The following is a 25,299-nucleotide window of genomic DNA, read 5'->3' as shown; positions in this document are numbered from 1 at the left end:
CGCATCATACCAGCATGCATGGCGGGGGCCTATGGCCATTGGGGAATGGGTTTTCCCCAGTGATCAGCCGCTGTGCAACCGATCGCGTTTGGCCAACGTTGGGAACAGTTTTATCCACACCCCAGTCACCACCAGCGTGCCCACGCCACCGAGCACCACCGCCGGCACTGTGCCAAACCAGTGCGCCGTGACCCCCGATTCGAACTCGCCGAGCTGGTTCGAGGCACCGATGAACAAGCCGTTGACGGCGCTCACCCGCCCGCGCATTTCATCTGGCGTCTCCAGCTGAACGAACGAACTGCGAATGACCATGCTGATCATGTCCGCTGCACCCAATACCACCAGCACCGCCAGCGAGAACCAGAACGACGTCGACAGGCCAAACGCGATGGTCGCCACGCCAAATACGCCCACCGCTGTGAACATGGTGCGCCCGACCTTGCGCTCGAACGGGAAGCGCGCCAGCCACAGCGACATCAGCAACGCGCCCACCGCCGGTGCCGAGCGCAGCAGGCCCAGGCCCCAGGGGCCGGTGAGCAGGATGTCCTTGGCGAACACCGGCAACAGCGCGGTCGCGCCGCCCAGCAGCACGGCGAACAGGTCGAGCGAAATGGCCCCGAGAATGTCTGGCCGGCTGCGGATAAAGCGAATACCGGCCAATAGCGACTCCAGGCTGGCACGGCCGCGTTGGGCCACTTGCTGGCGCGCGTCCAGGCTCAAGGTCAGCACGCAAGCGATGGCGTACAGCCCTACGGTCGGCCCATACACCCAGATGCTGCCAAAGGCATACAGCAAGCCGCCCACCGCCGGGGCGACGATGGTGGCGGCCTGGGTCGCCGAGGCCGAGGCTGCCACTGCCCGGGGGAACAACCCCGGCGGCACGACGTTGGGCAGCAGGGCCTGGGTCGCCGGCATCTCGAACGAACGTGTCGCGCCCAGCAGGAAGGCCAGGGCGAAAATCAGCTCGCGGCTGACGTTGTCGGTGGCGCTGCCCACCGCCAGCGCCAGGGCAATCAACCCCTGCAGGCTCTGGCACAGGGCGGCGACCTTGCGCCGGTCATAGCGGTCGGCAACATGCCCGGTGTGCAGCATGAACAGCACGCGCGGGGCAAATTCGACCAGGCCGACCAGGCCCAGGTCGAGCACATTGCCGGTGAGCTGGTAGAGGTGCCAACCGATGGCCACGGTAAGCATCTGGAAGCCGCTGGCGGTAAACACACGGGCCAGCCAGAAGGCGATGAAGGGGCGATGATGACGCAACAACTGCGGTGCGGAATCGGACATCGGAAACCTGTGGCCTCGGCGCAGTAGAGGGGGCGGCAGATTATCATCTGTTTGTAACAAGCAGTTACTGTTTGCCGTAATCGGCACTTTTTCACGGTTTATGAAAGTGGGTGGGGCAACGGGTCACGCGGCAATCAACCACACGGCCCGCCTGGCCATTCAGGACTATGCTTCCAGTCAGTCGTTGACCTGGATCAATCGTTGCAAATGCAACGATCAGCCGACGATGTGGCCTTTGGGCCGGAATCCCTGCGATTGCACAGAACAATTCCAACTCGCCGCACTCGATACCGTGGGGGCAGTAGGCGCCAGGGCCACGAGCCCAAACGCCGGATTATCTGAAGAGGAAGCACTATGTTCGGTTTAGAGGCCCTAGATCTCGCCCGAATCCAGTTTGCATTTACCGTGTCCTTTCACATCCTGTTCCCGGCCATCACCATTGGCTTGGCGAGCTATCTGGCGGTCCTCGAAGGCCTTTGGCTGCGGACCCACAACCAGGTCTACCGTGACCTCTACCACTTCTGGTCGAAAATCTTCGCCGTCAACTTCGGCATGGGCGTGGTCTCTGGCCTGGTCATGGCCTATCAGTTCGGCACCAACTGGAGCCGCTTCTCCGATTTCGCCGGCGCCGTCACTGGCCCCTTGCTCACCTATGAGGTGCTGACGGCGTTCTTCCTCGAGGCAGGCTTCCTGGGCGTCATGCTGTTTGGCTGGAACCGTGTCGGCCGCGGCCTGCACTTCTTCGCCACAGTCATGGTGGCGCTCGGCACGCTGGTTTCGACCTTCTGGATCCTGGCCTCCAACAGCTGGATGCAGACCCCGCAAGGCCACGAGATCATCGATGGCCGCGTGGTGCCGGTGGACTGGCTGGCGGTGATCTTCAACCCCTCGTTCCCCTACCGGCTGATGCACATGGCCACGGCCGCGTTCGTTGCCACAGCCTTCTTCGTCGGCGCCTCGGCGGCCTGGCACTTGCTGCGCGGGCGTGACAACCCGGCCGTGCGCAAGATGCTGTCTATGGCCATGTGGATGGCGCTGATCGTTGCGCCGATCCAAGCGGTGATCGGTGACTTCCACGGGCTCAACACGCTCAAGCACCAGCCGGTGAAAATCGCCGCCATCGAGGGCCATTGGGAGAACGTGCCGGGCGAGCCGACCCCGTTGATCCTGTTCGGCATCCCTGACATGAAAGCCGAGACCACGCGCTTCAAGGTCGAGATCCCAGCCCTCGGCAGCCTGATCCTGACCCACAGCCTGGACAAGCAAGTGCCCGCGATGAAGGAATTCCCGGCAGCGGACCGGCCCAACTCGACCATCGTGTTCTGGTCGTTCCGGGTCATGGTCGGGCTTGGCTTCCTGATGATCTTCGTGGGCCTGTGGAGCCTGTGGCTGCGCAAGCGCGGCACGCTATACAGCTCCCGGCCGTTCCTGTACCTGACCCTGTGGATGGGGCCTTCCGGCCTGATCGCCATCCTGGCCGGCTGGTTCACTACCGAAATCGGCCGCCAGCCGTGGGTGGTGTATGGCCTGATGCGCACCTCCGAAGGGGTCTCCAACCACAGTTACGTTCAGCTCGGCTTTACCTTGGTGGCGTTCGTGGTGGTGTACTTCGCCCTGTTCGGCACCGGCCTCGGTTACATGATGCGCCTGGTGCGCAAAGGGCCGAAGACGGGCGAGGGGGATGAACCCAACCCAGGTGGCCCAGGCCAGAAACGCACGCCGGCGCGGCCGCTGTCCGCCGCCGATGATGGCCATGAGGCCAACACCGTCAGCCTGAGCAAGGGGAACTGAGCCATGGGTATCGACCTTCCGCTGATCTGGGCCGTGATCATCATCTTCGGCGTCATGATGTACGTTGTGATGGATGGTTTCGACCTGGGCATCGGCATGCTCTTCCCCTTCGTCAAGGGCGAGCGTGACCGTGATGTGATGATGAACACCGTCGCCCCCGTGTGGGACGGCAACGAGACCTGGCTGGTGCTGGGCGGCGCCGGGCTGTTCGGGGCTTTCCCGATGGCCTATTCGGTGGTACTCGAAGCCTTGTACCTGCCGCTGATCCTCATGCTGATTGGCCTGATCTTCCGCGGCGTGGCCTTCGAGTTCCGTTTCAAGGCCAAGGATGACAAGCGGCACATCTGGGACAAGGCGTTCATTTGGGGTTCGTTGATCGCGACCTTCTTCCAGGGCGTTGCGCTGGGCGCGTTCATCGAGGGCTTCAAGGTGGTTGACCGCCACTATGCCGGTGGCACCCTCGACTGGCTGACCCCGTTCAGCGTGTTCAGCGGGTTGGGCCTGATCGTCGCCTACACCCTGCTGGGCTGCACCTGGCTGATCATGAAGACCGAAGGGCCGCTGCAATTGCAGATGCATGACCTGGCCAAGCCGCTAGCGCTGGTGCTGCTGGTGGTGATAGGTATCGTCAGCCTGTGGACGCCGATCGCCTACCCGCAAATCGCCGACCGCTGGTTCAGCATGCCTAACCTGATCTGGTTCATGCCGGTGCCTATCCTGGTGCTGGTGACCTTCTACGGGTTGCTCAAGGCGGTCGCGCGCAATGCCAACTACACGCCGTTCCTGCTGACCCTGGTGCTGATCTTCCTTGGCTACAGCGGCCTGGGCATCAGTGTGTGGCCGAACATCATCCCGCCGTCGATCTCGATCTGGGATGCCGCGGCGCCGCCGCAGAGCCAAGGGTTCATGCTGGTGGGTACGTTGTTCATCCTGCCGTTCATCCTGGGGTACACCTTCTGGAGCTACTACGTGTTCCGCGGCAAGGTGACCCATGAAGACGGCTATCACTAGGAGGCGCGCATGATGACCGGCAAGCATGGCTTGGAAGAGAAGAAGCCACTGTGGCAGCGCCTGGGTTGGCTGGTGCTGATCTGGGCAATGAGTGTGGCGGCCCTGGGTGTGGCGGCCTATGTGATGCGCCTGTTCATGGGCGCAGCTGGCCTCACCACCCATTGATCAAAAGGGTTTAGCCCTTCTTTGTAGGAGCAGCCTTGTGCTGCGAAGAGGCCAGTCGCAGCACGTAGATTTTCGTTGCTGTCACCGGCCTCTTCGCAGCACAAGGCTGCTCCTACCTGGGTTGCGCAGGCCTGGATTTAGGCAGTCGCAGCGTGTTACTTACGGGCCTTAAGGATCACGAACTTCGGCGTCGCGGCCACTTGTTCAACCCCGCGGAACAGCCGCGCCAGCTTGCTGTGGTAACCCAGGTGGCGGTTACCGACGATGTACAGCGCCCCCCCCACCACCAATGCCTCGCGGGCCTGCTGGAACATGCGCCAGGCCAGGAAGTCACCGACCACTTGCTGCTGGTGGAACGGCGGGTTGCACAGCACCACGTCCAGCGATTGTTTTTCCACCCCGGCCAAGCCATCGGCCGCCAGCATCACTGCCGGGCGCTCGCCCAGCGCTGCCTGCCAGTTTTCGCGGGCCGATTGCACCGCCATGTACGACTCGTCGACCAGCGTGTAATGGGCCTCAGGGTTGTCCAGGGCGCTGGCGATCGCCAACACGCCGTTGCCACAGCCCAGGTCCGCAACACGGGCGGCGCCCAGGTTGCGCGGCAGGTGCGGGAGAAACGCACGGGTGCCGATATCCAGGCCATCGCGGCAGAACACATTGGCGTGGTTGACCAGTTCCAGCGCCGGCGATTCGAGCTGATAGCGGCTAGGGTAGGGCGAGCGAGCAGTCGGGCGCTCGGCAACGGTGGCCGTCAGCAGGCGGGCCTTTTTTTGCGCCAGCGAGGCCTGTACCGGGCCGATGTACTTCTCCATCAGGTCACCCGCCGCGCGTGGCAGGTGCTTGATCATCGCCCCGGCGATCACCTGCGCGCCGGGCGCCAGGTGACCCTGCAGGCGGATGAGTTGCTCTTCGAGCAAGGCCAGGGTCTTGGGCACGCGCACCAGTACCCGGTCGAACGGGCCCTGCCACGCCTCACTGGCGGGCACGAACGGCACGCTGTCGAACGGCTTGCCGTTGCGGGCGAGGTTTTTTTCCAGGGCCAGGTGCGCCAGGTGCGAGTCGCCGCTGCTGACCACTTTAAGCTGCCCGGCGAGGCTGGCGGCCAGGGCGCCGAAGCTGTCATTGAGCACCAGTACCCGGCAGTTCGCGTCAGGCGCCTGCTCATGCAGTTGCGCGAGCAGGTACTCGTCGGCGGCATCGAAGGCCTGCAGCGGGTCGTTGGCCTGGTCCGGCTGGCGGATCAGGTCGAGTTCGGCGTAGGGGGTGGTCAACAAGGGCATGGCGTCTGGCTCGGGTACGAATCTGCCCGTTGCGGATCGCCACGGGCTTTGCCGCGCAATTCTACAGGGCTTTGCCGATGGTCGCAGAAATGGCTATCAGATCCACCCACGCAGGGCGGCAATGGCGATGGCGCCGGCCTTGTTGGCGGCGTTGGTCTTGGTGATCACGCTGCGGATGTGGAAGTTTACCGTGCTTTGCGACAGCGACAGGATGCAGGCGACGTCGGCGGCAGTCTTGCCGGCGGCTGACCATTTCAGCACTTCCAGTTCCCGCTCGCTCATTTTCGGCTGGGGTGGGCAGAGGGCGTTCAGGTGGTGCTCGCACAGCACGGCGTGCAGGGTGTGGCACAGCCACTGCACGTTGCCGCCTTTTTCGTACAGTTCGTTGATCGTTATTTTTTCTGCGGGCCTGGCGACGCTGACCTGGCTCTCGTTGTGTTGCAAGTCATGCAGTGATTGTGTCCAGCCATGACGCAAGCCGTGCTCACAGGCCGCCTGGCGAAAATGCGGCGCTTCACGGTACAGCTCGTCGCTCCAGAGCACGGGGGTGGTCTGGCAATGGCTTACGCGTGCGGCAGGGTCCTGCTTGTAGAACTCATCGCGCTGATAGCACTCGATCCACTCGGCGGGGTAGTTGCTATAGAGGTACACCCGGGGCGTCTGGGTGGCGATTTGGATGCGGATGTTCAGCCCGAGGTGTTGCATGCCCAGGTCCTGCACCAGGTGCACAGCGATGTCGAACAGCTTCCGTGGGGATCGCTCGCTGACAAAATGATGAAGATGCTCAGGCTTCCAGTGATGCATCCGTAACACTCCGAAGGGGCAACAGGATCCAATCCGTTTGCATACCCGCATCATTGTAGGAAAAGACCTAGTGTGGCGTTGGGATTTTTTGTTATAGCGATCAGGCTTATCTGCGTCATCGGCAGCATCGGCGTGGTGAGGCCTTACAAACCGGTGGTTTTTATCCAGGCCGCTTTGCGCGACACTGTGCGCACGTCAACCTTGGAGCCCGATATGACCGCCAGCGCCGAAAAGTTCACCCGCCAGACACTGCTCGATGTTCAGCCATTGACGCCGAACCTCTTCAGCCTGCGGGTCACGCGCGATTCGGGTTTTCGCTTCCGTGCGGGCCAGTTCGCTCGCCTTGGCGTGACCAAGGCCGATGGCAGTGTAGTCTGGCGCGCCTACTCCATGGTCAGCGCGCCCCATGACGAGTTCCTCGACTTCTTCTCGATCGTGGTGCCTGGCGGGGAGTTCACCAGCGAACTGAGCCGGTTGGGCGCAGGTGACAGCTTACTGATCGACCGGCAGGCCTTTGGTTTCCTGACCCTCGATCGCTTTATCGGCGGCCGCGACCTGTGGCTGCTGGCCACCGGCACCGGCATCGCACCGTTCATGTCCATCCTGCAGGACTTCGAGGCCTGGGAGCGGTTTGACAGCATCAAGCTGGTGTATTCGGTACGCGAGGCGAAGGAGCTGGCCTACGTGGACGACATCGCCGGGTTGGAGCAACGTGATTACCTGGCCGAGTTTGCCGGCAAGTTGCAGTTCATTCCGGTGGTCACGCGCGAGCAGCACCCAGGTGCGTTGAATGCGCGTATTACCACGCTGATCGAGAATGGCGAGCTGGAGAAGGCGGCGGGGCTGGAACTGTCGCCCGAGCATTCGCGCATTATGCTCTGCGGTAACCCGGAGATGATCGATGAAACCCGAAAGGTGCTCAAGGCGCGTGACCTGCAGTTGAGCTTGAGCAAGCGGCCGGGGCAGGTGGCGGTGGAAAACTACTGGTAACGCACGGGGCCGCAATGCGGCCCCAGTACGTTTCAGGGCAAGCGATTCTGGTTCTGCGTCTTGAGCAGGTCACGAATCTCGGTCAGCAGCGTTTCTTCAGCGCTTGGCACGGGCGGCGCGCTCGGTGCCACGGCTTCTTCACGCTTCAGGCGGTTGATCGCCTTCACACCCATGAAGATGGCAAACGCAACGATCACGAAGTCGATCACGGTCTGGATGAACTTGCCGTAGGCCAGCACCACCGCTGGAATGTCACCTTCTGCAGCCTTCAAGGTAATCGCCAGGTCACTGAAGTCCACGCCACCGATCAACAACCCCAGTGGCGGCATGACCACGTCACCCACGAAGGACGAGACGATCTTGCCGAAGGCCGCGCCGATGATGATACCGACCGCCATGTCGACGACATTGCCTTTGACCGCGAAGGCCTTGAACTCACTGATCATGCCCATGTTCGATTCCTTTGTAACAAATGGTGATGTAAACGCAGTGTAAGCCACTTAAACGCTTCATGCGTTAGGTACAGCCCTAATGACTGTGGTTAGAACGAATAGTTTTGTCGCATCTCGAAGCGTTCGAGACACGTCTCGCTCGGCTATCATGGCGGTTTTTCCAGGAGAATCCGCCCATGGCCAAGGCCAAGCGCTTGTACGGCTGCACCGAGTGCGGCGCGACCTTTCCCAAATGGGCCGGCCAGTGCGGTGAATGCGGGGCCTGGAACACCCTGGTCGAAACCATGATCGAAAGCGGCGGCGCGGCCGCGCCCAGCAGCGGCCGTGCCGGCTGGACCGGACAGCAGGCGCAGATCAAGACACTGGCCGAAGTCAGTGTGGAAGAAATCCCGCGTTTTACCACCAGCAGCACCGAACTGGACCGCGTACTGGGCGGCGGCTTGGTAGACGGCTCGGTGGTGCTGATCGGGGGGGACCCAGGCATCGGCAAGTCGACCATCCTGCTGCAGACGTTGTGCAACATCGCGGTGCAGATGCCCGCGCTGTATGTCACCGGCGAAGAGTCGCAACAGCAGGTGGCCATGCGCTCGCGCCGCCTGGGCCTGCCCCAGGACCAGCTCAAGGTGATGACCGAAACCTGCATCGAGACCATCATCGCCACGGCCCGTGTGGAAAAACCCCGGGTCATGGTCATCGACTCGATCCAGACCATTTTCACCGAACAACTGCAATCGGCGCCCGGCGGCGTGGCCCAGGTGCGCGAGAGCACTGCACTGCTGGTGCGCTACGCCAAGCAGAGCGGCACGGCGATTTTCCTGGTCGGCCACGTCACCAAGGAAGGCTCGCTGGCCGGGCCGCGCGTGCTCGAGCACATGGTCGATACGGTGCTGTATTTCGAAGGTGAGTCCGATGGCCGCCTGCGGCTACTGCGGGCGGTGAAGAACCGTTTTGGCGCGGTCAACGAACTGGGCGTGTTCGGCATGACCGACCGCGGCCTCAAGGAGGTCTCAAACCCCTCGGCTATCTTCCTCAACCGCACCCAGGAAGAAGTGCCGGGCAGTGTGGTGATGGCCACCTGGGAGGGCACGCGGCCGATGCTGGTCGAGGTACAGGCGCTGGTCGATGACAGCCACCTGGCCAACCCGCGCCGGGTGACCCTGGGCCTGGATCAGAACCGGTTGGCCATGTTGCTGGCGGTGCTGCACCGCCACGGCGGCATTCCCACCCACGACCAGGACGTGTTCCTTAACGTGGTGGGCGGGGTGAAGGTACTCGAAACCGCGTCTGACCTGGCGTTGCTGGCTGCGGTGATGTCCAGCTTGCGTAACCGGCCGTTGGCCCATGGGCTGCTGGTGTTTGGCGAAATTGGCCTGTCGGGTGAGGTGCGGCCGGTGCCCAGCGGCCAGGAGCGGTTGAAAGAGGCGGCCAAGCACGGCTTCAAGCGGGCCATCGTGCCCAAGGGCAATGCGCCGAAGGAGCCGCCTGCGGGGTTGCAGGTGATTGCCGTGACCCGGCTGGAGCAGGCTTTGGACGCCCTGTTCGAGTAATCCTGCACCGGCCGCTCCCACAGGTCTTGCGCAGCCCACAGAGGCAGCGGGGTCTCTGTGGGAGCGGGCTTGCCCCGCGAAGAGGCCGGTGCAGGCAAACAAAAAGGGGAGCCGACGATGCGCATCGGCTCCCCCCGCGTAACCGCTCAATCAGCGGTCAATGCTCGGCAACCGCACTGCGCCTGGGCGCCTCGTTGCCATGCTCGTCCAGTTCCATCATCGGCACTTCATTACCCTCGGCATCGAACAGCTTGCCCTCCTTGAAGTAGTCGCCATCGCGCAGTGCGGAGATGTCCGAATACTGGATGGTGCGCTCGTAGGCCGCGGCGAACACCGACTGCTGGTCCGAATTACCGGCTGTGAAGTGGTTGAAGATCAGGTTCAGCAGGATGGCCATGATCGCCGCCGAGCTGATGCCGGAGTGGAAGATGGTCTCGAACCAGTTCGGGAAGTGGTGGTAGAAGGTCGGTGCGGCAATCGGGATCATGCCGAAGCCCAGCGAAGCGGCGACGATGATCAGGTTGACGTTGTTCTTGTAGCTGACCTTGGACAGGGTCCGGATGCCGCTGGCCGCCACGGTGCCGAACAGCACGATGCCCGCGCCACCCAGTACCGGGGTGGGTACCGCGGCAATCACCCGGCCCATGATCGGCAGCAGGCCGAGCACCACCAGAATCACGCCACCAGTGGCCACCACATATCGGCTCTTGACCCCGGTCACGGCCACCAGGCCGACGTTCTGGGCGAAGGCACTTTGGGTGAACGAGCCGAAGATCGGCGCCAGGATGCTCGACGCCATGTCGGCACGCAGGCCATTGCCCAGGCGCTTGGAGTCGACCTTGGTTTCAATGATGTCGCCCACCGCAAGGATATCGGCCGAGGTTTCCACCAGGGTCACCATGATCACGATGCACATCGACAGGATCGCGGCGATGTGGAATTCCGGCATGCCGAAGTGGAATGGCGTGGGGAACGCGAACATCGGGCCTTGGGTAACCTTGCTGAAGTCGGTCATGCCCAGCGCCCAGGCAATCAGGGTGCCCACGACCATGGCCAGCAGAATCGAAAGACGAGAGATGGTCGCGCTGCCCAGCTTGCTCAGCAGCAGGACGATGGCGAAGGTCAGCGCCGCGAGGCCGATGTTGGCCATGCTGCCGAACTCCGGCGAGGCGCTGTTGCCGCCCATCACCCAGCGTGCGGCCACTGGCATCAGGGTCAGGCCGATGGTGGTGATGACGATGCCGGTCACCAGCGGCGGGAAGAACTTGGTGATGCGCGAAAACACGGGGGTAATCAGGAAGCCGATGAACGAGGCCGCCATGACCGCGCCCAGCACACCTGGCAGGCCACCGCCGCCCTCGCTGCTGAGGATCGCGCCCATGGTTGCCACGCCAGCGAACGACACGCCCTGCACCAGCGGCAGCTGACAGCCGAAGAACGGCAGGCCCAGCGTCTGCAGCAAGGTGGCCAGGCCACCGGCAAACAACGAGGCGGCGATCAGCATGCCGATCTCGGCACCGTTCAGGCCTGCGGCCTGCCCCAGAATAAGGGGTACCGCGACAATCCCTCCATACATGGTCAACACATGCTGCAGACCATAGGCCAAGTTGGCCCCAAGGCCGAGGTTTTCATCCTCGGGGCGCTTGGCGGGAGACGTGCTAGGGGACGTAGTCATGGAGCAGGCTCTCTGCGTTTATTGTTGTGCCGCTACTGTAGACACTTCCTACAAATGATTGCCACAACAATTGTATACAATATTTTGATTGGAGCGCGAACAAGCAGGCTTGCAAGGTGTGCTAAAGCCCAATGCAGAACGCGTACCAAGTCGACAGAGGCTGTACTAGAGGGGTGTGTACAAAGCACTGCTACCCAGGCTTAAAGCTGTCTGGGTAGACAGGAAACACGGGGTGGGGAGGATGTTAGCTAGCTAAAAGATCCCATTATTCGATGAGTTCACGCAGCTCACGCATCATTTCGGTGCTGTCGGCCACGTTCAATTCCACAAGACGGTGCAAATGGGTCATCGAATCGATGTCGATGTAGAGGCAAACAAAGCCCAGGCGGTCCGGTTCTTCGTGGCGCAGTTCGACCTGCATCTGCACCTCGGTCACTTCATCGTTGAGCACGATGTAGGCTTCGAAATCCTGGCTCAGGTCGGGATCCCAGGTTTGCGGGCTTTCGACCAGCAGGCCTTTGAGGGACAGGTCGATCAGTTTCACCTCCCAGCAACGTTCGCCCTGGCACAGCCTGGTCGGGGCGTCGAACTGGAAACGTTGAAAACGGCGGCGTTCGTCGTGATCGCTCATGGGGGACTCTCCGGGTGACAACCTGACTATAGTGAGTATGGTAGGTACATCAGGTACCGCAATCTGGCCGCAGAGGCTCTAGACCAAAGCAAGTGTGGCAATGCGCGATGACTCGCCCTAGACTCGATAGGCGGTCTTTCCAATCCACTAGCTGGAAGCAAACCATGAACAACAATAATAGCCTGCTACGCCATATTCCGTGGCTGGCGCTGGCAGTCATAGGGGCCTGCGCGCTGGGTGTGGTTGCCCTGCGTCGCGGTGAGGCGATCAACGCCTTGTGGATCGTGGTCGCGGCAGTGGCCCTCTACTTGGTCGCCTATCGCTACTACAGCCTGTTCATCGCCACCAAGGTGATGCAACTCGACCCTCGCCGCGCCACGCCGGCGGTGCTCAACAACGATGGCCTGGACTACGTCCCGACCAACAAACACATCCTGTTCGGCCACCACTTCGCCGCCATCGCTGGCGCCGGCCCGCTGGTCGGCCCGGTACTCGCCGCGCAGATGGGCTACCTGCCCGGCACACTCTGGCTGATCGCCGGTGTGGTGCTGGCCGGTGCGGTGCAGGACTTCATGGTCCTGTTCATGTCCACCCGCCGCAATGGCCGCTCGCTGGGCGACATGGTGCGCGAGGAAATGGGCCGCATCCCGGGCACCATTGCCTTGTTCGGCTGTTTCCTGATCATGATCATCATCCTCGCGGTGCTGGCGCTGATCGTGGTCAAGGCCCTGGCCGAGAGCCCATGGGGCATGTTCACGGTGATGGCGACCATCCCGATCGCGATGTTCATGGGCATCTACATGCGCTATATCCGGCCGGGCCGCATTGGCGAGATCTCGGTGGTTGGCGTAGTGCTGCTGCTGGCGTCGATCTGGCTCGGCGGCGTGATCGCTGCAGACCCGGTCTGGGGCCCGGCGTTCACCTTCACCGGCGTGCAGATCACCTGGATGCTGGTGGGTTATGGCTTCGTCGCTGCCGTACTGCCGGTTTGGCTGGTACTGGCACCGCGTGACTACCTGTCGACCTTCCTCAAGATCGGCACCATCGTGGGCCTGGCCATCGGTATCCTGATCATCGCGCCTGAGCTGAAAATGCCGGCCCTGACCCAGTTCACCGACGGTACCGGCCCGGTCTGGAAGGGCACCCTGTTCCCGTTCCTGTTCATCACCATTGCGTGTGGTGCGGTATCGGGCTTCCATGCACTGATCTCTTCGGGCACCACGCCCAAGTTGCTGGACAACGAAACCAACGCCCGTTACATCGGCTACGGCGGCATGCTGATGGAGTCGTTCGTCGCCATCATGGCCATGGTCGCCGCCTCGGTGATCGAGCCGGGCGTGTACTTCGCCATGAACAGCCCGGCCGCTGTGGTCGGTGCCGACGTGGCGTCGGTGGCGCAGACGGTCAGCAGTTGGGGCTTCCTGATCACCCCTGAGCAGCTCGAAGCGGTCGCCCGCGACATCGGCGAGCACACCATCCTGGCCCGTGCCGGTGGTGCGCCAACCTTGGCGGTGGGTATCGCGCAGATCCTTCACCAGGTGCTGCCGGGTGAAAACACCATGGCCTTCTGGTACCACTTCGCGATCCTGTTCGAAGCGTTGTTCATCCTGACCGCCGTGGACGCCGGTACCCGTGCCGGCCGCTTCATGCTGCAGGACCTGCTGGGCAGCTTCGTGCCAGCCCTTAAGCGCACCGAATCGTGGGGCGCCAACCTGCTCGCCACCGCCGGTTGCGTGGCTCTCTGGGGCTACTTGCTGTACCAAGGCGTGATCGACCCGCTGGGTGGCATCAACACCTTGTGGCCGCTGTTCGGCATCTCCAACCAGATGCTGGCCGGTATCGCCTTGATGCTGGGTACCGTGGTGCTGATCAAGATGAAGCGCCAGCGCTACATCTGGGTGACCCTGCTGCCGGCTGTGTGGCTGCTGATCTGCACCACCGCTGCGGGCCTGATCAAGCTGTTCGACCCGAACCCGGCCGTGGGCTTCCTGGCCCTGGCCAAGAAGTACAGCACCGCCCTGGACGCTGGCCAAGTACTGGCTCCGGCCAAGGACATCGGCCAGATGCAGCACGTGATCTTCAACGCCTACACCAACGCGGGCCTGACGATTTTGTTCCTGCTGGTGGTCTTCAGCATCCTGTTCTTCGCCATCAAGGTCGGCTACGCCGCCCTCGGCCGCAAGGAACGCACCGACAAGGAAACCCCGTTCCAGGCGCTGCCTGACGCGTAAACGAGAGGACTGCAGCTATGTTCAACGACCTGGGTCGACTGGGTAAGTACCTGGGGCAGGCAGCCCGCCTGATGGTCGGCATGCCCGACTACGACAACTATGTCGAACACATGCAGAACAAGCACCCGGACAAACCGGTGATGAGCTACGAGGCGTTCTTCCGCGAACGCCAGGAAGCGCGCTACGGTGGCAAGTCCGGGCCCAAGTGCTGTTGAGCCTGCAACACCTGTGAACCTGTGGGAGCCCGGGCAACCGGGCTCCCACAGTCATTTTCAGCTTCAGGAGTACATCGCGTGCAAACGCCTATCCCCGTCACTGTACTGACCGGCTTTCTGGGTGCCGGCAAGACCACCTTGCTCAAGCACATGCTCAAGGCCGAGCACGGCCTGAAGATCGCCGTGATCGAAAACGAGTTCAGCGAGGCCGGTATCGACAGCCAACTGCTGGGTGACGAGCCGGTGCAAGTCATGACCCTGGCCAACGGCTGCGTGTGTTGCAGCATTCATGGCGACCTGACCCGTGCCTTGTACCTGCTGCTGGAACGCCTGGACGCTGGCGAGATCGCCTTCGACCGCCTGGTGATCGAGTGCACCGGCCTTGCCGACCCGGCACCGGTGGCGCAAACCTTTTTCATCGACGAGGACCTGCGTGACCGCTACATCCTCGACGGCATCATCACCTTGGTCGATGCCGCCCATGCCGAGCTGCACCTGACCCAGGCCATCGCCCAGGCCCAGGTCGGTTTTGCCGACCGGCTGTTGCTGAGCAAGACTGACCTGGTCGAGCCTGCGGCGGTGGAGGCCCTGCGCGAGCGGCTGTCGCGCATCAACGGCCGTGCCGCTGTGCGTGTGGTCGAGCACGGGCGCATCGATTTGGCCGAGCTGCTCGATGTGCGCGGTTTCAACCTCAATACCGACTTGGGCGCCAGCCTTAAACCCACCCTGCGCCCGGTGCTCAAACCGGCCACCCCGGACCGCATCTCCACCCTGGTGCTGCGCACCGACACCCCGCTGGACATCGACCGGCTCAGCGACTTCATGAACGAACTGCTGGAAACCCATGGCAAGCAGTTGCTGCGTTACAAGGGCGTGCTGAACATTGCCGGCGAAGACCGTCGCCTGGTGTTTCAGGGCGTGCTGAAACTGTACGGCTTTGACTGGGATGCCGAGTGGGCAGCAGGCGAGGCACGCGAAAGCGTGATGGTGTTCATTGCCGACGAACTGCCCGAGGCTACGATTCGGGCTGGGTTCGAGGCTTTGAGCAAGCCTTGAGCCGCTGAGGTGCCTGAGCCGCGAACCAGGCCGGCCATGAACTGCGGTGGCGGGTGTGCACCTCGATGCACGGGATCAGGCGCTCAGTCAGCACTGCAGTCTGCCGCACGGCCTTGGCGGTGCGGTATTTGACGCTGTGGATGCACTCGCGGTCGCCGAATTCGCAGCGGTTCAGCGAGGTGCCGCCGCAGGGGCCGTTGGCCAGGCCTTTGGGGCAGGTTTCCGGGCAGATGTAGAGGGTGTCTTCGAGGCGGCAGCGGCCGCAGGTGTCGCAGCCCAGCAACGGGCGTTTCACCGCACGTTCGACCCCATGCAGCACGCGGGCGCCTGGGGCCGAGGCCCACAGCGGTTGGCGAACGGCCCAGCCGAATGCCTTGCTCAACCAGTTGTTGCGGCTGAACAGCAGGGCATGGAAGGCGTGCAGCAGGTGGTAGCGCGCTTTTTCTGTGTTCGACGCGCTGACCTTCGACTCGCCCTGGCGCCAGCTGGCTGCTGGGGGGTGGAAGACCACGGCGGGCAGGCCGTGCACCTGCCAGCTGGCAGTCCAGGCGGGCGCCCATTGCTCCAGCGAATGGAGCTGTGCTTGCCAATATTCGAGGCGTTCTTCCAGGGCCAGCAACTGCTTGAGTTCGTGAATGCCCGACAGGTGCACACCGGCGTAACCCATCAACTTCACACCGATGACCTGCAGGGCCAGGCGGTCGACGCTGCGCGCCTGTGCGTACGCCTTGGACACGGCGGCCTCGGCTTCGAGCATGTCGCGCATGGACGGGGTGACCGTCACCCCGGCCACGTGATCGAGCATGGCGGCGCGCCCGTGGGTAAGGCTCATCAGGCACGCCAGCAAAGGTTTCGGGTTGGGCTGACGGTTCATCCACGTCTGGGCTTCCTGATGCTTGCTGGCATCGAAGCCCAGTTGCAGGGTCAGAAAATCGGCCCCTGCGGCGAGTTTTTTCTCGGCTTTGAAGTACTGCGCCCCCCCTTCTTCCTCGCAGTACTTGAACGGGTTGAGCGCGGCACCCAGCAGCCAGTGCGGGCAGGCTTGGCGCGCGATCTGCAGGGCGGCCACCGATTCCAGGTAGCGCACCGGGCGCTGCCCAGGTTGATGGCCGGGCAGGCGGTCGCCGGTGAGCAGCAGTAACTGGTCCAGCCCATCGGCGTCCATGCGTTGCAGTTGCGCAAGCAAGTGGTGGGGTTCGCGGTCCTTGCCCGAGAAGTGCGGCAAGGCCGGCACCGGCGAGCTGAAGCTGGCCAGGGCGTCGAGGGGCGACATGTCCAGCGGGCTGCCGACGCGATCACCGATGGCCACCGTCATCGGCCAGCCACACAGGTGCCCGCGGGCCATGATCGCTTGCATGGCGGCGAAGCGTTCCGACGACGGCTTGGGGACGAACTCCATGACGCAGACGAAGGTTTTTTCGTGCAGCGCCGTTTTCAGCAGGCTCATGGATCGGGCACCGAATTGGGGCAGGGTGGCATTGTGCGGCAAATGGCCGAGAGGGTCATGTCCGCATGCGTAGCGCGCTGCTCTGAACAAGACATCCCCGTGCTCTGCACCGGTGTTTTCGCGCGCTTCTGTGTAGGAGCAGCCTTGCGCTGCGAAGAGGCCCGTATGCCGGGTAGAGATGTATTAGCCGCAAGGGCCTCTTCGCAGCACAAGGCTGCTCCTACAGACCTCACATAAACATGAGGAAATCTTGATTTCATCTTAAATTAAATGAGTTTGTCTCAAGGCTCGGTTGCCACGAAAATTCCCGCATTCACTTTTGCGTTCAGAGGGGCAAGACATGGCACTGGCACACAACCTGGGTTTCGCGCGCATCGGCCACGATCGCGAACTGAAAAAAGCCCAGGAAGCCTTCTGCACCGGTGAGCTCGACGAAGCCGGGCTGCGCGCGGTAGGCCGTGATCTGCGTGCCACCCACTGGCAGGAACAGAAAGACGCAGGTATCGACCTGCTGCCCGTGGGCGACTTCGCCTGGTGCGACCAGGTGCTCACCCACTCGTTGACCTTCGGCGTTGTGCCCAAGCGTTTGCGCAGCCACGACGGTGCCAAGCCAACCCTGCAAACCCTGTTCGCCATGGCACGTGGCCAGGAAATGACCCAGTGGTTCGACACACACGCTCACTACCTGGCACCTGAGTTCAGCGCCGATCAGCAGTTCGCCCTGAGCTGGGAGCAGCTGTTCGAAGAGGTTGCAGAAGCCAAGGCCCTGGGCCACGCGGTCAAGCCGGTGGTGATCGGCCCACTGACCTACCTGTGGCTGGGCACCACCCAAGGCGCCGACTTCGACAAGCTGGACCTGGTGGATCGCCTGCTACCGCTGTACGACGAAATCTTCAATCGCCTGGCCGCGCAGGGCGTCGAGTGGGTGCAGATCGACGAGCCGATCCTGGTACTCGACCTGCCGCAGGACTGGAAAAACGCCTACGAGCGCGTCTACAACATCCTGCAGCGCGCACCGCTGAAGAAACTGATCACCACCTACTTCGGTGGCCTGGAAGAAAACCTCGGCCTGGCGGCCAACCTGCCAGTCGATGGCCTGCACATCGACCTGGTGCGTGCCCCAGACCAATACCCCACCATCCTCGACCGCCTGCCCGCCTACAAGGTCCTGTCGCTGGGCTTGGTCAACGGCTATGACGACACGGCCGGCGACCTGGAAAAAGCCGTTACCGTCCTGCAGCACGCCGCCGAACGCCTGGGTGACCGCCTGTGGGTCGCGCCGTCTTGCTCGCTGCTGCACAGCTCGGTGGGCCTTGCCGTGCAGAAGTGCCAGCAAGTGGCCGTGCTGGCCAACGCCGTCAAAGCGCCAGAGGCTTTTGACGTCGCGGCTGCCTAACGCCTCCTTGCCGTGTGATGAGGTGCTTATAATGCCGGCTCGAAACGTACTCGACAGGGAGTGATGCGATGAGAGTTCTGGTAGTCGGCGCCAGCAAGGGGCTGGGCAAGGCCTTCATGGAAGGGCTAGGCAAGCCGGGCGATACGCTGATAGGTGTGTCGCGCTCGCGCCCCGAAGGGGTGGTGGTCGGCAAGGGGGTTGAGGTGCAGTGGATTGCGGCCGACCTCGGTCAGCCGGCTGCCGCCGTCGAGGCCGTTGCCCAGGCGCTGGCCGAGGGAGGCGTGGATACCCTCATCTACAACCTCGGGCTGTGGGAGGCCGAGGCGTTTTCAGAACACTACAGCTTCCTGGACGATCACGACCCAGAGCTGCAACGTATGGTCGACTGCAACATCACGGCCACTATCCTGCTGATCAAGCGCTTGCTGCCGATGCTGCTGGAAAGCGAGAAGCCACGGATCATCCTTACCGGTTCCACTTCAGGCCTGCCGCAGAGCGGGCGCCCTGAAGTGACGTTTGCTGCGTCCAAGTTCGCCCTGCGCGGCATTGCCGAGGCTTTGCGCGAGGGGTATCGCGATCAGCGCCTGGGTGTGACGTGCCTGAACTTGGGTTACCTGAACACCGAGGATGGCTTAAATGTGCCAGTTGCCGACGCTGCGGCGCGGGGGGAGGGCGGGTTGATTCCGCTGCACGATGTGGTGCTGATGGTGCGGACGATGCTAGAGCTGTCGGCGGCAAGTTATGTGCGCGAGTTGACCTTGCCGGCCATTGCCGATGAGCGGTTCTGAGTAAGCAGGCCCGGCCTCTTCGCGGGGCCTGCTGGCATCAATGACTGATCAGCGCTCGATCGCCAACGCCACACCCTGGCCACCGCCAATGCACAACGTGGCCAGCCCTTTCTTCGCATCACGCTTGATCATCTCGTGCAGCAAGGTCACCAGCACTCGGCACCCCGATGCCCCAATCGGGTGGCCAAGCGCAATCGCCCCACCATTCACGTTCACCCGCGCCGCATCCCATTCCAGCGCTTTGCCCACCGCCAGCGCCTGCGCGGCAAAGGCCTCGTTGGCTTCGATCAGGTCCAGGTCCGCCAGCTGCCAGCCAGCCTTGTCCAGGCAGCGTTGGGTGGCCGAAACCGGGCCAATGCCCATGATCGCCGGGTCTACGCCAGCACTGGCATAGGCCGCGATCTTGGCCAGCACCGGCAGGCCCAGGGCCTTGGCCTTGGTGGCGCTCATCAGCAGCACGGCGGCGGCGCCGTCATTGAGGCTGGAAGCATTGCCAGCCGTGACGCTGCCGTCCTTTTTGAAGGCTGCGCGCAACTTGCCCAGCGATTCGGCGGTGGTGTCCGGGCGGGGCTGTTCGTCGCGTTCGAAGACCTTGGGCTCACCCTTTTTCTGCGGCATCACGATGGGGGTGATCTCGTCCTTGAAACGGCCCGCCTCGATCGCGGCCACGGCCTTGCGCTGGGACTCGGCGGCGAAGGCGTCTTGCTGCTCGCGGCTGAGGCCGTACTTATCCACAAGGTTCTCGGCGGTAATGCCCATGTGGTAGTCGTTGAAGGCATCCCACAGGCCGTCGGTAATCATGCTGTCGATCAGCTGGCCGTGGCCCATGCGCTGGCCCGTGCGCGCCGAAGGCATGACGTAGGGGGCCAGGCTCATGTTTTCCTGGCCGCCGGCAATCACCACCTCGGCGTCGCCGCAGCGGATGGCCTGGGCAGCGAGGTGCAGGGCCTTGAGGCCCGAGCCGCAAACCTTGTTGAGCGTCAGCGCGGGCACGCTGAAGGGCAGGCCGGCCTTGATCGCGGCCTGGCGGGCCGGGTTCTGGCCAGCGCCGGCGGTAAGCACCTGGCCGAAGATGACCTCGTCGACCTGGGCTGGGTCCAGTTGTGTCTGTTCCAGCAGGCGCTTGATCACGGCGGCGCCGAGGTCGACGGCGGGCACTGTTGCCAAGGCGCCCTGGAAGCTGCCGATGGCGGTACGGGTGGCGGCGACGATGACCACGTCGTTCATGTTGTTGTTCTCCGTGCAAGGGTGAGCGCCGCGAGGGCAGGATGCCGTCAGCATCGGTGGGTTTGGTTGATTTGTTAAGTTTGTTTTTCTTTTGGATTGATCTGGAAAACAAATGAATGACGCGGACACGCTTGCGCTTATGCAAGCCGCTGGCCCTGGGTCTAAGCTGGATGTCGTGCTGTTTCACTCAACGTAACGGAGCTCATGTCCATGCGCATCCTGATCGCTCTCACCCTCCTGATCGGCAGCAGCACAGCATTCGCCGCCACCCAATGCACCACAGCAGATAAAAGCACGTGGCAAGACCCGGAAAAATTCCAGGCCCAGCTCAAGGAACAGGGCTACAAGATCAATAAGTTCAAGGTCACCAAAGGCAACTGCTACGAAATCTACGGTTTCGACAAGGATGGCCGTAAGGTCGAGATCTACCATGACCCGGTCAGCGGCAAGGCAGTCAAGACCGAGTACGAAGATTGAAGGCTGATGCCACGGTGCAGCTGTGGGACCCCCTCCTGCGGCTGTGCCACCTGTCGTTGGCCACGGTGTTTTTCGCGGATTATTTTTTCAATGAAGAGGGCGACGACTGGCACCAGTGGCTGGGCTACTACGGGCTGGCGTGCGTGTTATTTCGCCTGGTCTGGGGCTTTGTCGGGCCGCAAAGCGCGCGCTGGGCCGACTTTTGGCCGACCCCGGCGCGCCTGGCCGCCCACACCCGGGCGCTGGTACGTGGGCAGCCTTACCATCGCCTGGGGCATTCGCCGATTGGCGCCCTGGTGATGCTGTTGATGCTGACCGGGATCGCGGGCCTGGGCCTGACCGGTTGGGCGTCGCAGGAGGTCGACGCCCTGTGGGGCGCCGACTGGCCGATGAGCCTGCACAGCTTCCTGGCCGACGCGGTGCTGGCATTAGTCTGCGTGCACGTGCTGGCGGCGATCGTCGAAAGCCTGCGCCTGCGCGAGAACCTGCCCTTTTCGATGCTGACCGGCAGGCGTCGATTGCCGGACGATCAGTGAGTGCTTGGCGCTGCGCGAGCACCTACACCGCCGGGCACTGGTGGGTCACGCAATGGATGCCGCCACCCCCTGCCGCGATGGCATCGATGTCCAACTGCACAATGTCCCGGTCCGGGTAGAGCGACGCCAGCAGCGCCCGCGCTTTCTCGTCGGCCTGGGCATCACCGAACTGCGGCGCAATGACCGCGCCGTTGATGACGAAGTAGTTGATATAGCCTGCCGCAAAGTCCGGGTTGCCCTTGCTGAACCTGTTGCGCCGGCCGCGCATCGGCGGCGAGACCACGTGGACTTGCAGTCGGCGGCCCTCGGCATCAGTGGCCTGTTTGAGAATCTCCAGGTGTTTGCGGGTTACGGCATGGTCGTAAGACTCAGGGTCGTTGTCGAGGTTGGCGATCACCACGCCTGGCCGTACGAAGCGCGCATAAAAATCCACATGGCCGTCGGTGATGTCCTCACCGGCGATACCCGGCAACCAGATGATCGTGCTCAACCCCAGGCGCGCCTTGAGCTCGGCTTCCACCTCGGCTTTGCTCCAGCCGGGGTTGCGGTTGGCGTTTACCCAGCTGCTTTCGGTCATGATCCCGGTGCCATGGCCATCGACCTCGATGGCGCCACCTTCACCCACCAGTTCACTGCGCTGGTAGTGGGCCTTGGCTAGCGTGGCGACGCGTTTGGCCAGCAGGGCATCGTTGCGGTGGCGCTGCTTGTTGCCCCAGCCGTTGAAGTTGAAATCGACCGCGGCCAAAGCACCGTCATCGTCGACAACGAAGTTGGCGCCGATGTCGCGCATCCAGATGTCATCCAGCTCGCAGGTCACGAATTGGGTGTGGGGGCTGGCGCAGTGTTGCTTGGCCAGCGCCAGTTCGCTGGGGCGGCAAAACACCGTCAGCGGCTGGTAGCGTGTAATGGCCTGGGCGATGCGGCCCAGAGCGGCCTGGACGTCGGTAGTGAAATCTTCCCAGATCGCCGGCTGGGCGCCGAAGGCGATAAAGGCGCGTTGCTGCGGCTCGCCCTCATCAGGCATGAACCAGCGCTCCGGCGCCTCGGCGCGGGCCAGGCCCAGCGGCAGGCCGAGGCTGGCCCCCAGCCCTGCGGCCAGCGACAGTTGCAGGAAGGTTCTACGGTTTGGCATGGCACTACGTGGCATGGTTCAGTCCTGTGCAGTCTTGAAGCGTGTCCACACCCGCATGCGCGCACGCATGTCGGCCTGGGGAATGTCCCGGCCGGGTATCAGCCGGGCATAGGTGGCTTCGTCGAGGTAGATGTCGGGGTTGTCGCGCATGCGTGGCTCGACGGCCTGGCGCGCCTTGGCACTGGCCGTGGGGTAGCCGGTGAAGTTGCTGATGGCCGCCATGTTCGCCGGGCGCATGACGAAGTTGATGAAACGATAGGCGTATTCCGGGTGTTTGGCATCGGCGGGGATGGCCATGGTGTCCATCCACACCGTGGTGCCTTGGCGCGGCACGCGGTATTGGAAGTCGATCGCCTTGCCGGCGGCCTCGGCCGTGCGCTGGGCCTGGATCACATCGCCGCTGTAGCCCAGTGACAGGCACAGGTTTTCGTTGACCAGCTCGGTCACCGGTTGCGACTGGAACTTGCGCACATAGGGGCGGATGGCCTTGAGCAGCTCGCTGGCGGCGGCCAGGTCTTCGCGTTTGGCGCTGCGCGGCTCCCGGCCCAGGTAGTTGAGGACCACGGCAAGCACTTCGTCTGGCGAGTCGATGATCGAGATGCCGCAGTCGGCGAACTTGGCCGCCAGCTCCGGTTTCAGCAACAGGTCGAGGTCGTCCAGCGGCGCGTTCGGCAGGCGTTGGCGGACCTTGTCGGCATTCACCGTCAGGCCGATGGTGCCCCAGGTGTAGGGCACTGTCGCCTGGCTGGCCTTGGGGTAGCGGGCATGCAGCGCGCGCAGGCCGGGCTCGATGTCATCCAGGGCCTCGAGGCGGCTGGGGTCGAGCGGCTGCAGGCTGCCGGCGCGCATCAGCCGCTCGGCCACGGTGTCGCCGGGGAACACCAGGTCATAACCGCTGCGCCCGGACATCAGCTTGGCTTCGAGCACCTCGCTGCCGTCCATGACGTCGTAGATCACCTGGATGCCCGTTTCGGCGGTGAATTGCTTGAGGGTGTCCTCGGCAAAATAATCGGCCCAGTTGTACAAGCGCAGGGTCGGTTGTTCAGCCTGTGCCTGGCTGGCGCAGAGCGCCAGGGCAAGTGCAGCCAGCGGTAGCAGCTTCATGTTCAGGCCCTCGTGACATGGGGGTGGTGGCCGTCCAGGGTCAGCAACGGCGCGTACATGTCCGGGCGGCGGTCGCGGTAGATGCCCCAGGTCAGGCGGTCTTCGCGCATGCGCCCAAGGTCCAGGTCGTGCAGCCAGATGCCGCTGCTGTCGCGGTCGGCTTCGGTGAGCAATGCGCCCTTGTGGTCGCAGATAAACGATGAGCCATAAAACTGCATCGCCAGGGTGTCATCGCTGGCGGCCACTTCGCGGCCCACGCGGTTGGCCGCGACCACCGGCAGCAGGTTTGCGGCAGCATGCCCGCGCATGGCGATTTGCCAATGATCGCGTGAGTCCAGCTCCGCGGCGCCGGGCTCGGAGCCGATGGCGGTGGGGAACAGCAGCACTTCGGCGCCCAGCAGGGCCAGGCAGCGGGCCGTTTCGGGGAACCACTGGTCCCAGCAGATACCGATGCCCAGCCGGCCGAACGCCGTATCCCAAACCTTGAAACCGGTATCGCCAGGGCTGAAGTACTCTTTCTCCTGATAGCCGATGGCATTGGGAATATGCGTCTTGCGGTAAACCCCGAGCAGGCGGCCGTCGGCATCGGCCACGGTCAGCGCGTTGAAAAAGGCATTGCCGGCCCGTTCGTACCAACTCAATGGCAACACCACGCCCAGCTCTCTGGCCAGCGCGGCGAAGCGCTGCAGGATCGGGCTGTCGGGGTAGGGCTGGGCCAATGCCAGGTGCCGGTGGTCCTGCTCGATGCAGAAGTACGGGGTGGCGAACAGCTCCTGCAGCAGAATCACCTGGGCGCCTTTGGCAGCGGCCTGGCGCACCAGCTGTTCGGCGCGGTCGAGGTTGGCGGGCAGGTCCCAGGCGCATGGCATCTGGGTGGTGGCGATGCGCAGCAGGCTCATGGTCGCACCTCGGGTTGCTGCTGGGTGATGCAGTGGATGCCGCCGCCGCCGTGGGCGATGTGGTCGATGCGTACCGGTACGATCTCGCGGCCGGGGAAGGCAACGGCCAGTTGCGCGGCAGCCTCCTGGTCGGCAGGGATGCCGTAGGCCGGCATGATGATTGCGCCGTTGGCAATGTAGAAATTGGTGTAGGACGCGCAGAACACTTCAGCGTCCTGGTCGACCGCAGCGCTGGCTTCGTAAAGGTCGAGCAGCTCGAAAGGCCGGCCTTGCGCGTCGGTGGCAAGCGCCAGGGCGCGGCGGTTTTCCCGCGCCACTTCGGCATACACCGAGCGTTGCTCATGGGTGGCATCGACCAGCAGCACGCCGGGGCGAGCGAAGGCGCACACGCCATCGACATGGCCGTCGGTCATGTCACCGGTGACGTACTGCGGGTCGCCAGGCAGCCAGATGGTTTTGCGAATGCCCAGGTAGCGGGCAAAGCAGGCTTCGAATTCGGCCTTGCTGATGCCGGGGTTGCGGTTGGGGTTGAGCAGCACCGATTCGGTGGTGATCAGGGTGCCTTCGCCGTCCACATGAATGGCACCGCCCTCATTGCACAGCGCAGTGCTGAAGCCATCGAGCCCCAGGTGATCGAGCATGCGCCGGCCCAGGCTGCGGTCGCGGCCGTGTTGCGACTTGCCGCCCCAGGCGTTGAAGCGCCAGCTCAGGCCGGCCAGGCCGTGCTGCGGATGGCAGATGAAGCTTGGGCCGCTGTCACGGCACCAGCTGTCGTCGACGGTCAGCTCGATCAGCTCGATGTTGGCGCCGCACAGGGCACGGGCGCTTTCAACGGCAGACGGGTCGACCACCATTTTCACCGGTTCGAAGCGGGCGATGGCGGCGGCCACACGGGCGTAATCCTGCTGCACATCGGCCAGGCGTACGTGCCAGCCGCTTTCCCACAGCGCTTGGTTGTGCGGCCAGATCATCCAGGTGGCTGCGTGGCGGGCCCATTCGGCGGGCATGCGCCAGCCGCTGTCGAGGGACAGGTCCATAGAGAACTCCGATCTATTAAGGATTTTTATCAACGAAGCCCGCCGTCGCGGGTGTTGGTTGTCATGCTATGGCTAGGAACGTTCAGCGACAAACGATAGATTTAGCGCACATCTGATTAGCAAG

23 protein-coding genes and 1 pseudogene are annotated in these 25,299 nt (G+C 63.3%); 12 read left to right on the top strand and 12 right to left on the bottom strand.

The annotated features are described in order from the left end of the window. Positions 1-63 precede the first annotated feature (63 nt). Positions 64-1,284, bottom strand: coding sequence for an MFS transporter (locus MFF34_RS01245; protein ID WP_027595436.1), 1,221 nt, complete (start codon positions 1,282-1,284; stop codon positions 64-66). A 354-nt stretch (positions 1,285-1,638) separates the two neighbouring features. Here MFF34_RS01245 and MFF34_RS01240 point away from each other — a divergent pair, with 354 nt between their 5' ends. From MFF34_RS01240 to MFF34_RS01230, 3 genes are read left to right on the top strand one after another with little or no spacing between them, the layout of a single operon-like run. After that, entirely contained in the window at positions 1,639-3,075 is a 1,437-nt protein-coding gene (locus MFF34_RS01240) for a cytochrome ubiquinol oxidase subunit I (RefSeq protein WP_027595435.1), read from the top strand. Between the two features lie 3 nt (positions 3,076-3,078). Next, positions 3,079-4,086 (top strand): cytochrome d ubiquinol oxidase subunit II, encoded by a 1,008-nt coding sequence (gene cydB / locus MFF34_RS01235; RefSeq protein WP_027595434.1) that lies wholly within the window; start codon positions 3,079-3,081, stop codon positions 4,084-4,086. A gap of 9 nt (positions 4,087-4,095) precedes the next feature. Next, a complete protein-coding gene (locus tag MFF34_RS01230; protein WP_081717522.1) occupies positions 4,096-4,251 on the top strand; it encodes a DUF2474 domain-containing protein in 156 nt (51 codons plus the stop codon). A gap of 155 nt (positions 4,252-4,406) precedes the next feature. Here the strand turns inward: MFF34_RS01230 and MFF34_RS01225 are convergent, their stop codons facing one another. Together MFF34_RS01225 and MFF34_RS01220 are read right to left on the bottom strand one after the other, a co-directional pair. Then, positions 4,407-5,531, bottom strand: coding sequence for a methyltransferase (locus MFF34_RS01225; RefSeq protein WP_238209692.1), 1,125 nt, complete (start codon positions 5,529-5,531; stop codon positions 4,407-4,409). A 96-nt stretch (positions 5,532-5,627) separates the two neighbouring features. Then, positions 5,628-6,335: an autoinducer binding domain-containing protein gene (locus MFF34_RS01220; protein ID WP_238209690.1), complete on the bottom strand. Its 708-nt coding sequence runs from the start codon at positions 6,333-6,335 to the stop codon at positions 5,628-5,630. Between the two features lie 213 nt (positions 6,336-6,548). Between MFF34_RS01220 and MFF34_RS01215 the strand changes: the two genes are divergently transcribed. Continuing rightward, positions 6,549-7,325 carry a ferredoxin--NADP reductase gene (locus MFF34_RS01215; RefSeq protein WP_085273933.1) on the top strand — a complete coding sequence of 259 codons (777 nt, stop codon included), beginning with the start codon at positions 6,549-6,551 and terminating at the stop codon, positions 7,323-7,325. A gap of 32 nt (positions 7,326-7,357) precedes the next feature. Here the strand turns inward: MFF34_RS01215 and mscL are convergent, their stop codons facing one another. Next, entirely contained in the window at positions 7,358-7,777 is a 420-nt protein-coding gene (mscL, locus tag MFF34_RS01210; RefSeq protein WP_027595230.1) for a large-conductance mechanosensitive channel protein MscL, read from the bottom strand. 176 nt (positions 7,778-7,953) lie between these two features. Here mscL and radA point away from each other — a divergent pair, with 176 nt between their 5' ends. Beyond that, positions 7,954-9,324: a DNA repair protein RadA gene (radA, locus tag MFF34_RS01205; protein ID WP_027595231.1), complete on the top strand. Its 1,371-nt coding sequence runs from the start codon at positions 7,954-7,956 to the stop codon at positions 9,322-9,324. 157 nt (positions 9,325-9,481) lie between these two features. Here radA and MFF34_RS01200 read toward each other — a convergent pair whose 3' ends face one another. Both MFF34_RS01200 and MFF34_RS01195 read right to left on the bottom strand, forming a co-directional pair. Further along, positions 9,482-10,999, bottom strand: a complete 1,518-nt coding sequence (locus MFF34_RS01200; protein WP_033694267.1) for a nucleobase:cation symporter-2 family protein — start codon at positions 10,997-10,999, stop codon at positions 9,482-9,484. A gap of 265 nt (positions 11,000-11,264) precedes the next feature. Beyond that, the gene (locus MFF34_RS01195) at positions 11,265-11,630 is read right to left on the bottom strand and encodes a PilZ domain-containing protein (protein ID WP_238209688.1); all 366 of its coding nucleotides are present in this window, start codon (positions 11,628-11,630) and stop codon (positions 11,265-11,267) included. A gap of 164 nt (positions 11,631-11,794) precedes the next feature. Here MFF34_RS01195 and MFF34_RS01190 point away from each other — a divergent pair, with 164 nt between their 5' ends. The 3 genes from MFF34_RS01190 to yjiA all read left to right on the top strand — a co-directional run bounded on the left by MFF34_RS01190 (position 11,795) and on the right by yjiA (position 15,132). After that, on the top strand, positions 11,795-13,861 hold the full coding sequence (locus tag MFF34_RS01190; RefSeq protein WP_238209686.1) for a carbon starvation CstA family protein: 2,067 nt from the start codon (positions 11,795-11,797) through the stop codon (positions 13,859-13,861). A gap of 17 nt (positions 13,862-13,878) precedes the next feature. After that, entirely contained in the window at positions 13,879-14,076 is a 198-nt protein-coding gene (locus tag MFF34_RS01185) for a YbdD/YjiX family protein (RefSeq protein WP_027595234.1), read from the top strand. A gap of 78 nt (positions 14,077-14,154) precedes the next feature. Then, on the top strand, positions 14,155-15,132 hold the full coding sequence (gene yjiA / locus MFF34_RS01180; RefSeq protein WP_027595235.1) for a GTPase: 978 nt from the start codon (positions 14,155-14,157) through the stop codon (positions 15,130-15,132). On the opposite strand, the gene MFF34_RS01175 is transcribed toward yjiA, so the two are convergent. Then, complete coding sequence (locus MFF34_RS01175) at positions 15,092-16,579, bottom strand: methylenetetrahydrofolate reductase C-terminal domain-containing protein (protein WP_238209685.1); 1,488 nt, start codon at positions 16,577-16,579, stop codon at positions 15,092-15,094. The two genes, yjiA and MFF34_RS01175, sit on opposite strands and share 41 nt — an antisense overlap. Before the next feature lie 340 nt (positions 16,580-16,919). On the opposite strand from MFF34_RS01175, the pseudogene MFF34_RS01170 reads away from it, so the two are divergent. Next, a pseudogene (locus MFF34_RS01170) lies at positions 16,920-17,972 on the top strand (5-methyltetrahydropteroyltriglutamate--homocysteine S-methyltransferase); the annotation flags it as partial. Positions 17,973-18,043: 71 nt separating this feature from the next. After that, on the top strand, positions 18,044-18,763 hold the full coding sequence (locus tag MFF34_RS01165) for an SDR family oxidoreductase (RefSeq protein ID WP_238209683.1): 720 nt from the start codon (positions 18,044-18,046) through the stop codon (positions 18,761-18,763). 48 nt (positions 18,764-18,811) lie between these two features. Here MFF34_RS01165 and MFF34_RS01160 read toward each other — a convergent pair whose 3' ends face one another. Further along, positions 18,812-19,990, bottom strand: a complete 1,179-nt coding sequence (locus MFF34_RS01160) for an acetyl-CoA C-acetyltransferase (protein ID WP_238209674.1) — start codon at positions 19,988-19,990, stop codon at positions 18,812-18,814. A gap of 210 nt (positions 19,991-20,200) precedes the next feature. On the opposite strand from MFF34_RS01160, the gene MFF34_RS01155 reads away from it, so the two are divergent. Together MFF34_RS01155 and MFF34_RS01150 are read left to right on the top strand one after the other, a co-directional pair. Then, positions 20,201-20,467: a PepSY domain-containing protein gene (locus MFF34_RS01155; RefSeq protein ID WP_099430430.1), complete on the top strand. Its 267-nt coding sequence runs from the start codon at positions 20,201-20,203 to the stop codon at positions 20,465-20,467. Beyond that, entirely contained in the window at positions 20,464-21,003 is a 540-nt protein-coding gene (locus tag MFF34_RS01150) for a cytochrome b/b6 domain-containing protein (protein ID WP_238209672.1), read from the top strand. Before MFF34_RS01155 ends, MFF34_RS01150 begins: the two co-directional genes overlap by 4 nt. A 22-nt stretch (positions 21,004-21,025) precedes the next feature. Here the strand turns inward: MFF34_RS01150 and MFF34_RS01145 are convergent, their stop codons facing one another. Genes MFF34_RS01145 through MFF34_RS01130 form a run of 4 tightly spaced genes read right to left on the bottom strand, consistent with a single transcriptional unit; the run spans position 21,026 to position 25,175 of the window. Continuing rightward, positions 21,026-22,135 (bottom strand): agmatine/peptidylarginine deiminase, encoded by a 1,110-nt coding sequence (locus MFF34_RS01145; protein ID WP_238209764.1) that lies wholly within the window; start codon positions 22,133-22,135, stop codon positions 21,026-21,028. A gap of 18 nt (positions 22,136-22,153) precedes the next feature. Then, the gene (locus tag MFF34_RS01140) at positions 22,154-23,239 is read right to left on the bottom strand and encodes an extracellular solute-binding protein (RefSeq protein WP_238209670.1); all 1,086 of its coding nucleotides are present in this window, start codon (positions 23,237-23,239) and stop codon (positions 22,154-22,156) included. 2 nt (positions 23,240-23,241) lie between these two features. Next, complete coding sequence (gene aguB / locus MFF34_RS01135) at positions 23,242-24,138, bottom strand: N-carbamoylputrescine amidase (protein ID WP_238209669.1); 897 nt, start codon at positions 24,136-24,138, stop codon at positions 23,242-23,244. After that, positions 24,135-25,175 (bottom strand): agmatine/peptidylarginine deiminase, encoded by a 1,041-nt coding sequence (locus MFF34_RS01130; protein WP_238209667.1) that lies wholly within the window; start codon positions 25,173-25,175, stop codon positions 24,135-24,137. The genes aguB and MFF34_RS01130 overlap by 4 nt, the downstream gene beginning before the upstream one ends. Between the last annotated feature and the right edge of the window lie 124 nt (positions 25,176-25,299).

The organism is Pseudomonas sp. PAGU 2196, from assembly GCF_022179005.1.
GTDB classification, from domain to species: domain Bacteria; phylum Pseudomonadota; class Gammaproteobacteria; order Pseudomonadales; family Pseudomonadaceae; genus Aquipseudomonas; species Aquipseudomonas kermanshahensis.
Note: the sequence above shows the minus strand (reverse complement) of the source record. Positions and strands in the feature narration are given on the sequence as shown.

Coding starts and splice junctions, on each gene's coding strand:
- MFF34_RS01245 (WP_027595436.1), bottom strand. CDS start 1,284: ATGTCCGATTCCGCACCGCAGTTGTTGCGTCATCATCGCCCCTTCATC.
- MFF34_RS01200 (WP_033694267.1), bottom strand. CDS start 10,999: ATGACTACGTCCCCTAGCACGTCTCCCGCCAAGCGCCCCGAGGATGAA.
- MFF34_RS01215 (WP_085273933.1), top strand. CDS start 6,549: ATGACCGCCAGCGCCGAAAAGTTCACCCGCCAGACACTGCTCGATGTT.
- aguB (WP_238209669.1), bottom strand. CDS start 24,138: ATGAGCCTGCTGCGCATCGCCACCACCCAGATGCCATGCGCCTGGGAC.
- mscL (WP_027595230.1), bottom strand. CDS start 7,777: ATGGGCATGATCAGTGAGTTCAAGGCCTTCGCGGTCAAAGGCAATGTC.
- MFF34_RS01230 (WP_081717522.1), top strand. CDS start 4,096: ATGATGACCGGCAAGCATGGCTTGGAAGAGAAGAAGCCACTGTGGCAG.
- MFF34_RS01240 (WP_027595435.1), top strand. CDS start 1,639: ATGTTCGGTTTAGAGGCCCTAGATCTCGCCCGAATCCAGTTTGCATTT.
- MFF34_RS01165 (WP_238209683.1), top strand. CDS start 18,044: ATGAGAGTTCTGGTAGTCGGCGCCAGCAAGGGGCTGGGCAAGGCCTTC.
- MFF34_RS01175 (WP_238209685.1), bottom strand. CDS start 16,579: ATGAGCCTGCTGAAAACGGCGCTGCACGAAAAAACCTTCGTCTGCGTC.
- radA (WP_027595231.1), top strand. CDS start 7,954: ATGGCCAAGGCCAAGCGCTTGTACGGCTGCACCGAGTGCGGCGCGACC.
- MFF34_RS01145 (WP_238209764.1), bottom strand. CDS start 22,135: ATGCCAAACCGTAGAACCTTCCTGCAACTGTCGCTGGCCGCAGGGCTG.
- cydB (WP_027595434.1), top strand. CDS start 3,079: ATGGGTATCGACCTTCCGCTGATCTGGGCCGTGATCATCATCTTCGGC.
- MFF34_RS01195 (WP_238209688.1), bottom strand. CDS start 11,630: ATGAGCGATCACGACGAACGCCGCCGTTTTCAACGTTTCCAGTTCGAC.
- MFF34_RS01225 (WP_238209692.1), bottom strand. CDS start 5,531: ATGCCCTTGTTGACCACCCCCTACGCCGAACTCGACCTGATCCGCCAG.
- MFF34_RS01185 (WP_027595234.1), top strand. CDS start 13,879: ATGTTCAACGACCTGGGTCGACTGGGTAAGTACCTGGGGCAGGCAGCC.
- MFF34_RS01130 (WP_238209667.1), bottom strand. CDS start 25,175: ATGGACCTGTCCCTCGACAGCGGCTGGCGCATGCCCGCCGAATGGGCC.
- MFF34_RS01140 (WP_238209670.1), bottom strand. CDS start 23,239: ATGAAGCTGCTACCGCTGGCTGCACTTGCCCTGGCGCTCTGCGCCAGC.
- MFF34_RS01220 (WP_238209690.1), bottom strand. CDS start 6,335: ATGCATCACTGGAAGCCTGAGCATCTTCATCATTTTGTCAGCGAGCGA.
- MFF34_RS01190 (WP_238209686.1), top strand. CDS start 11,795: ATGAACAACAATAATAGCCTGCTACGCCATATTCCGTGGCTGGCGCTG.
- MFF34_RS01155 (WP_099430430.1), top strand. CDS start 20,201: ATGCGCATCCTGATCGCTCTCACCCTCCTGATCGGCAGCAGCACAGCA.
- MFF34_RS01160 (WP_238209674.1), bottom strand. CDS start 19,990: ATGAACGACGTGGTCATCGTCGCCGCCACCCGTACCGCCATCGGCAGC.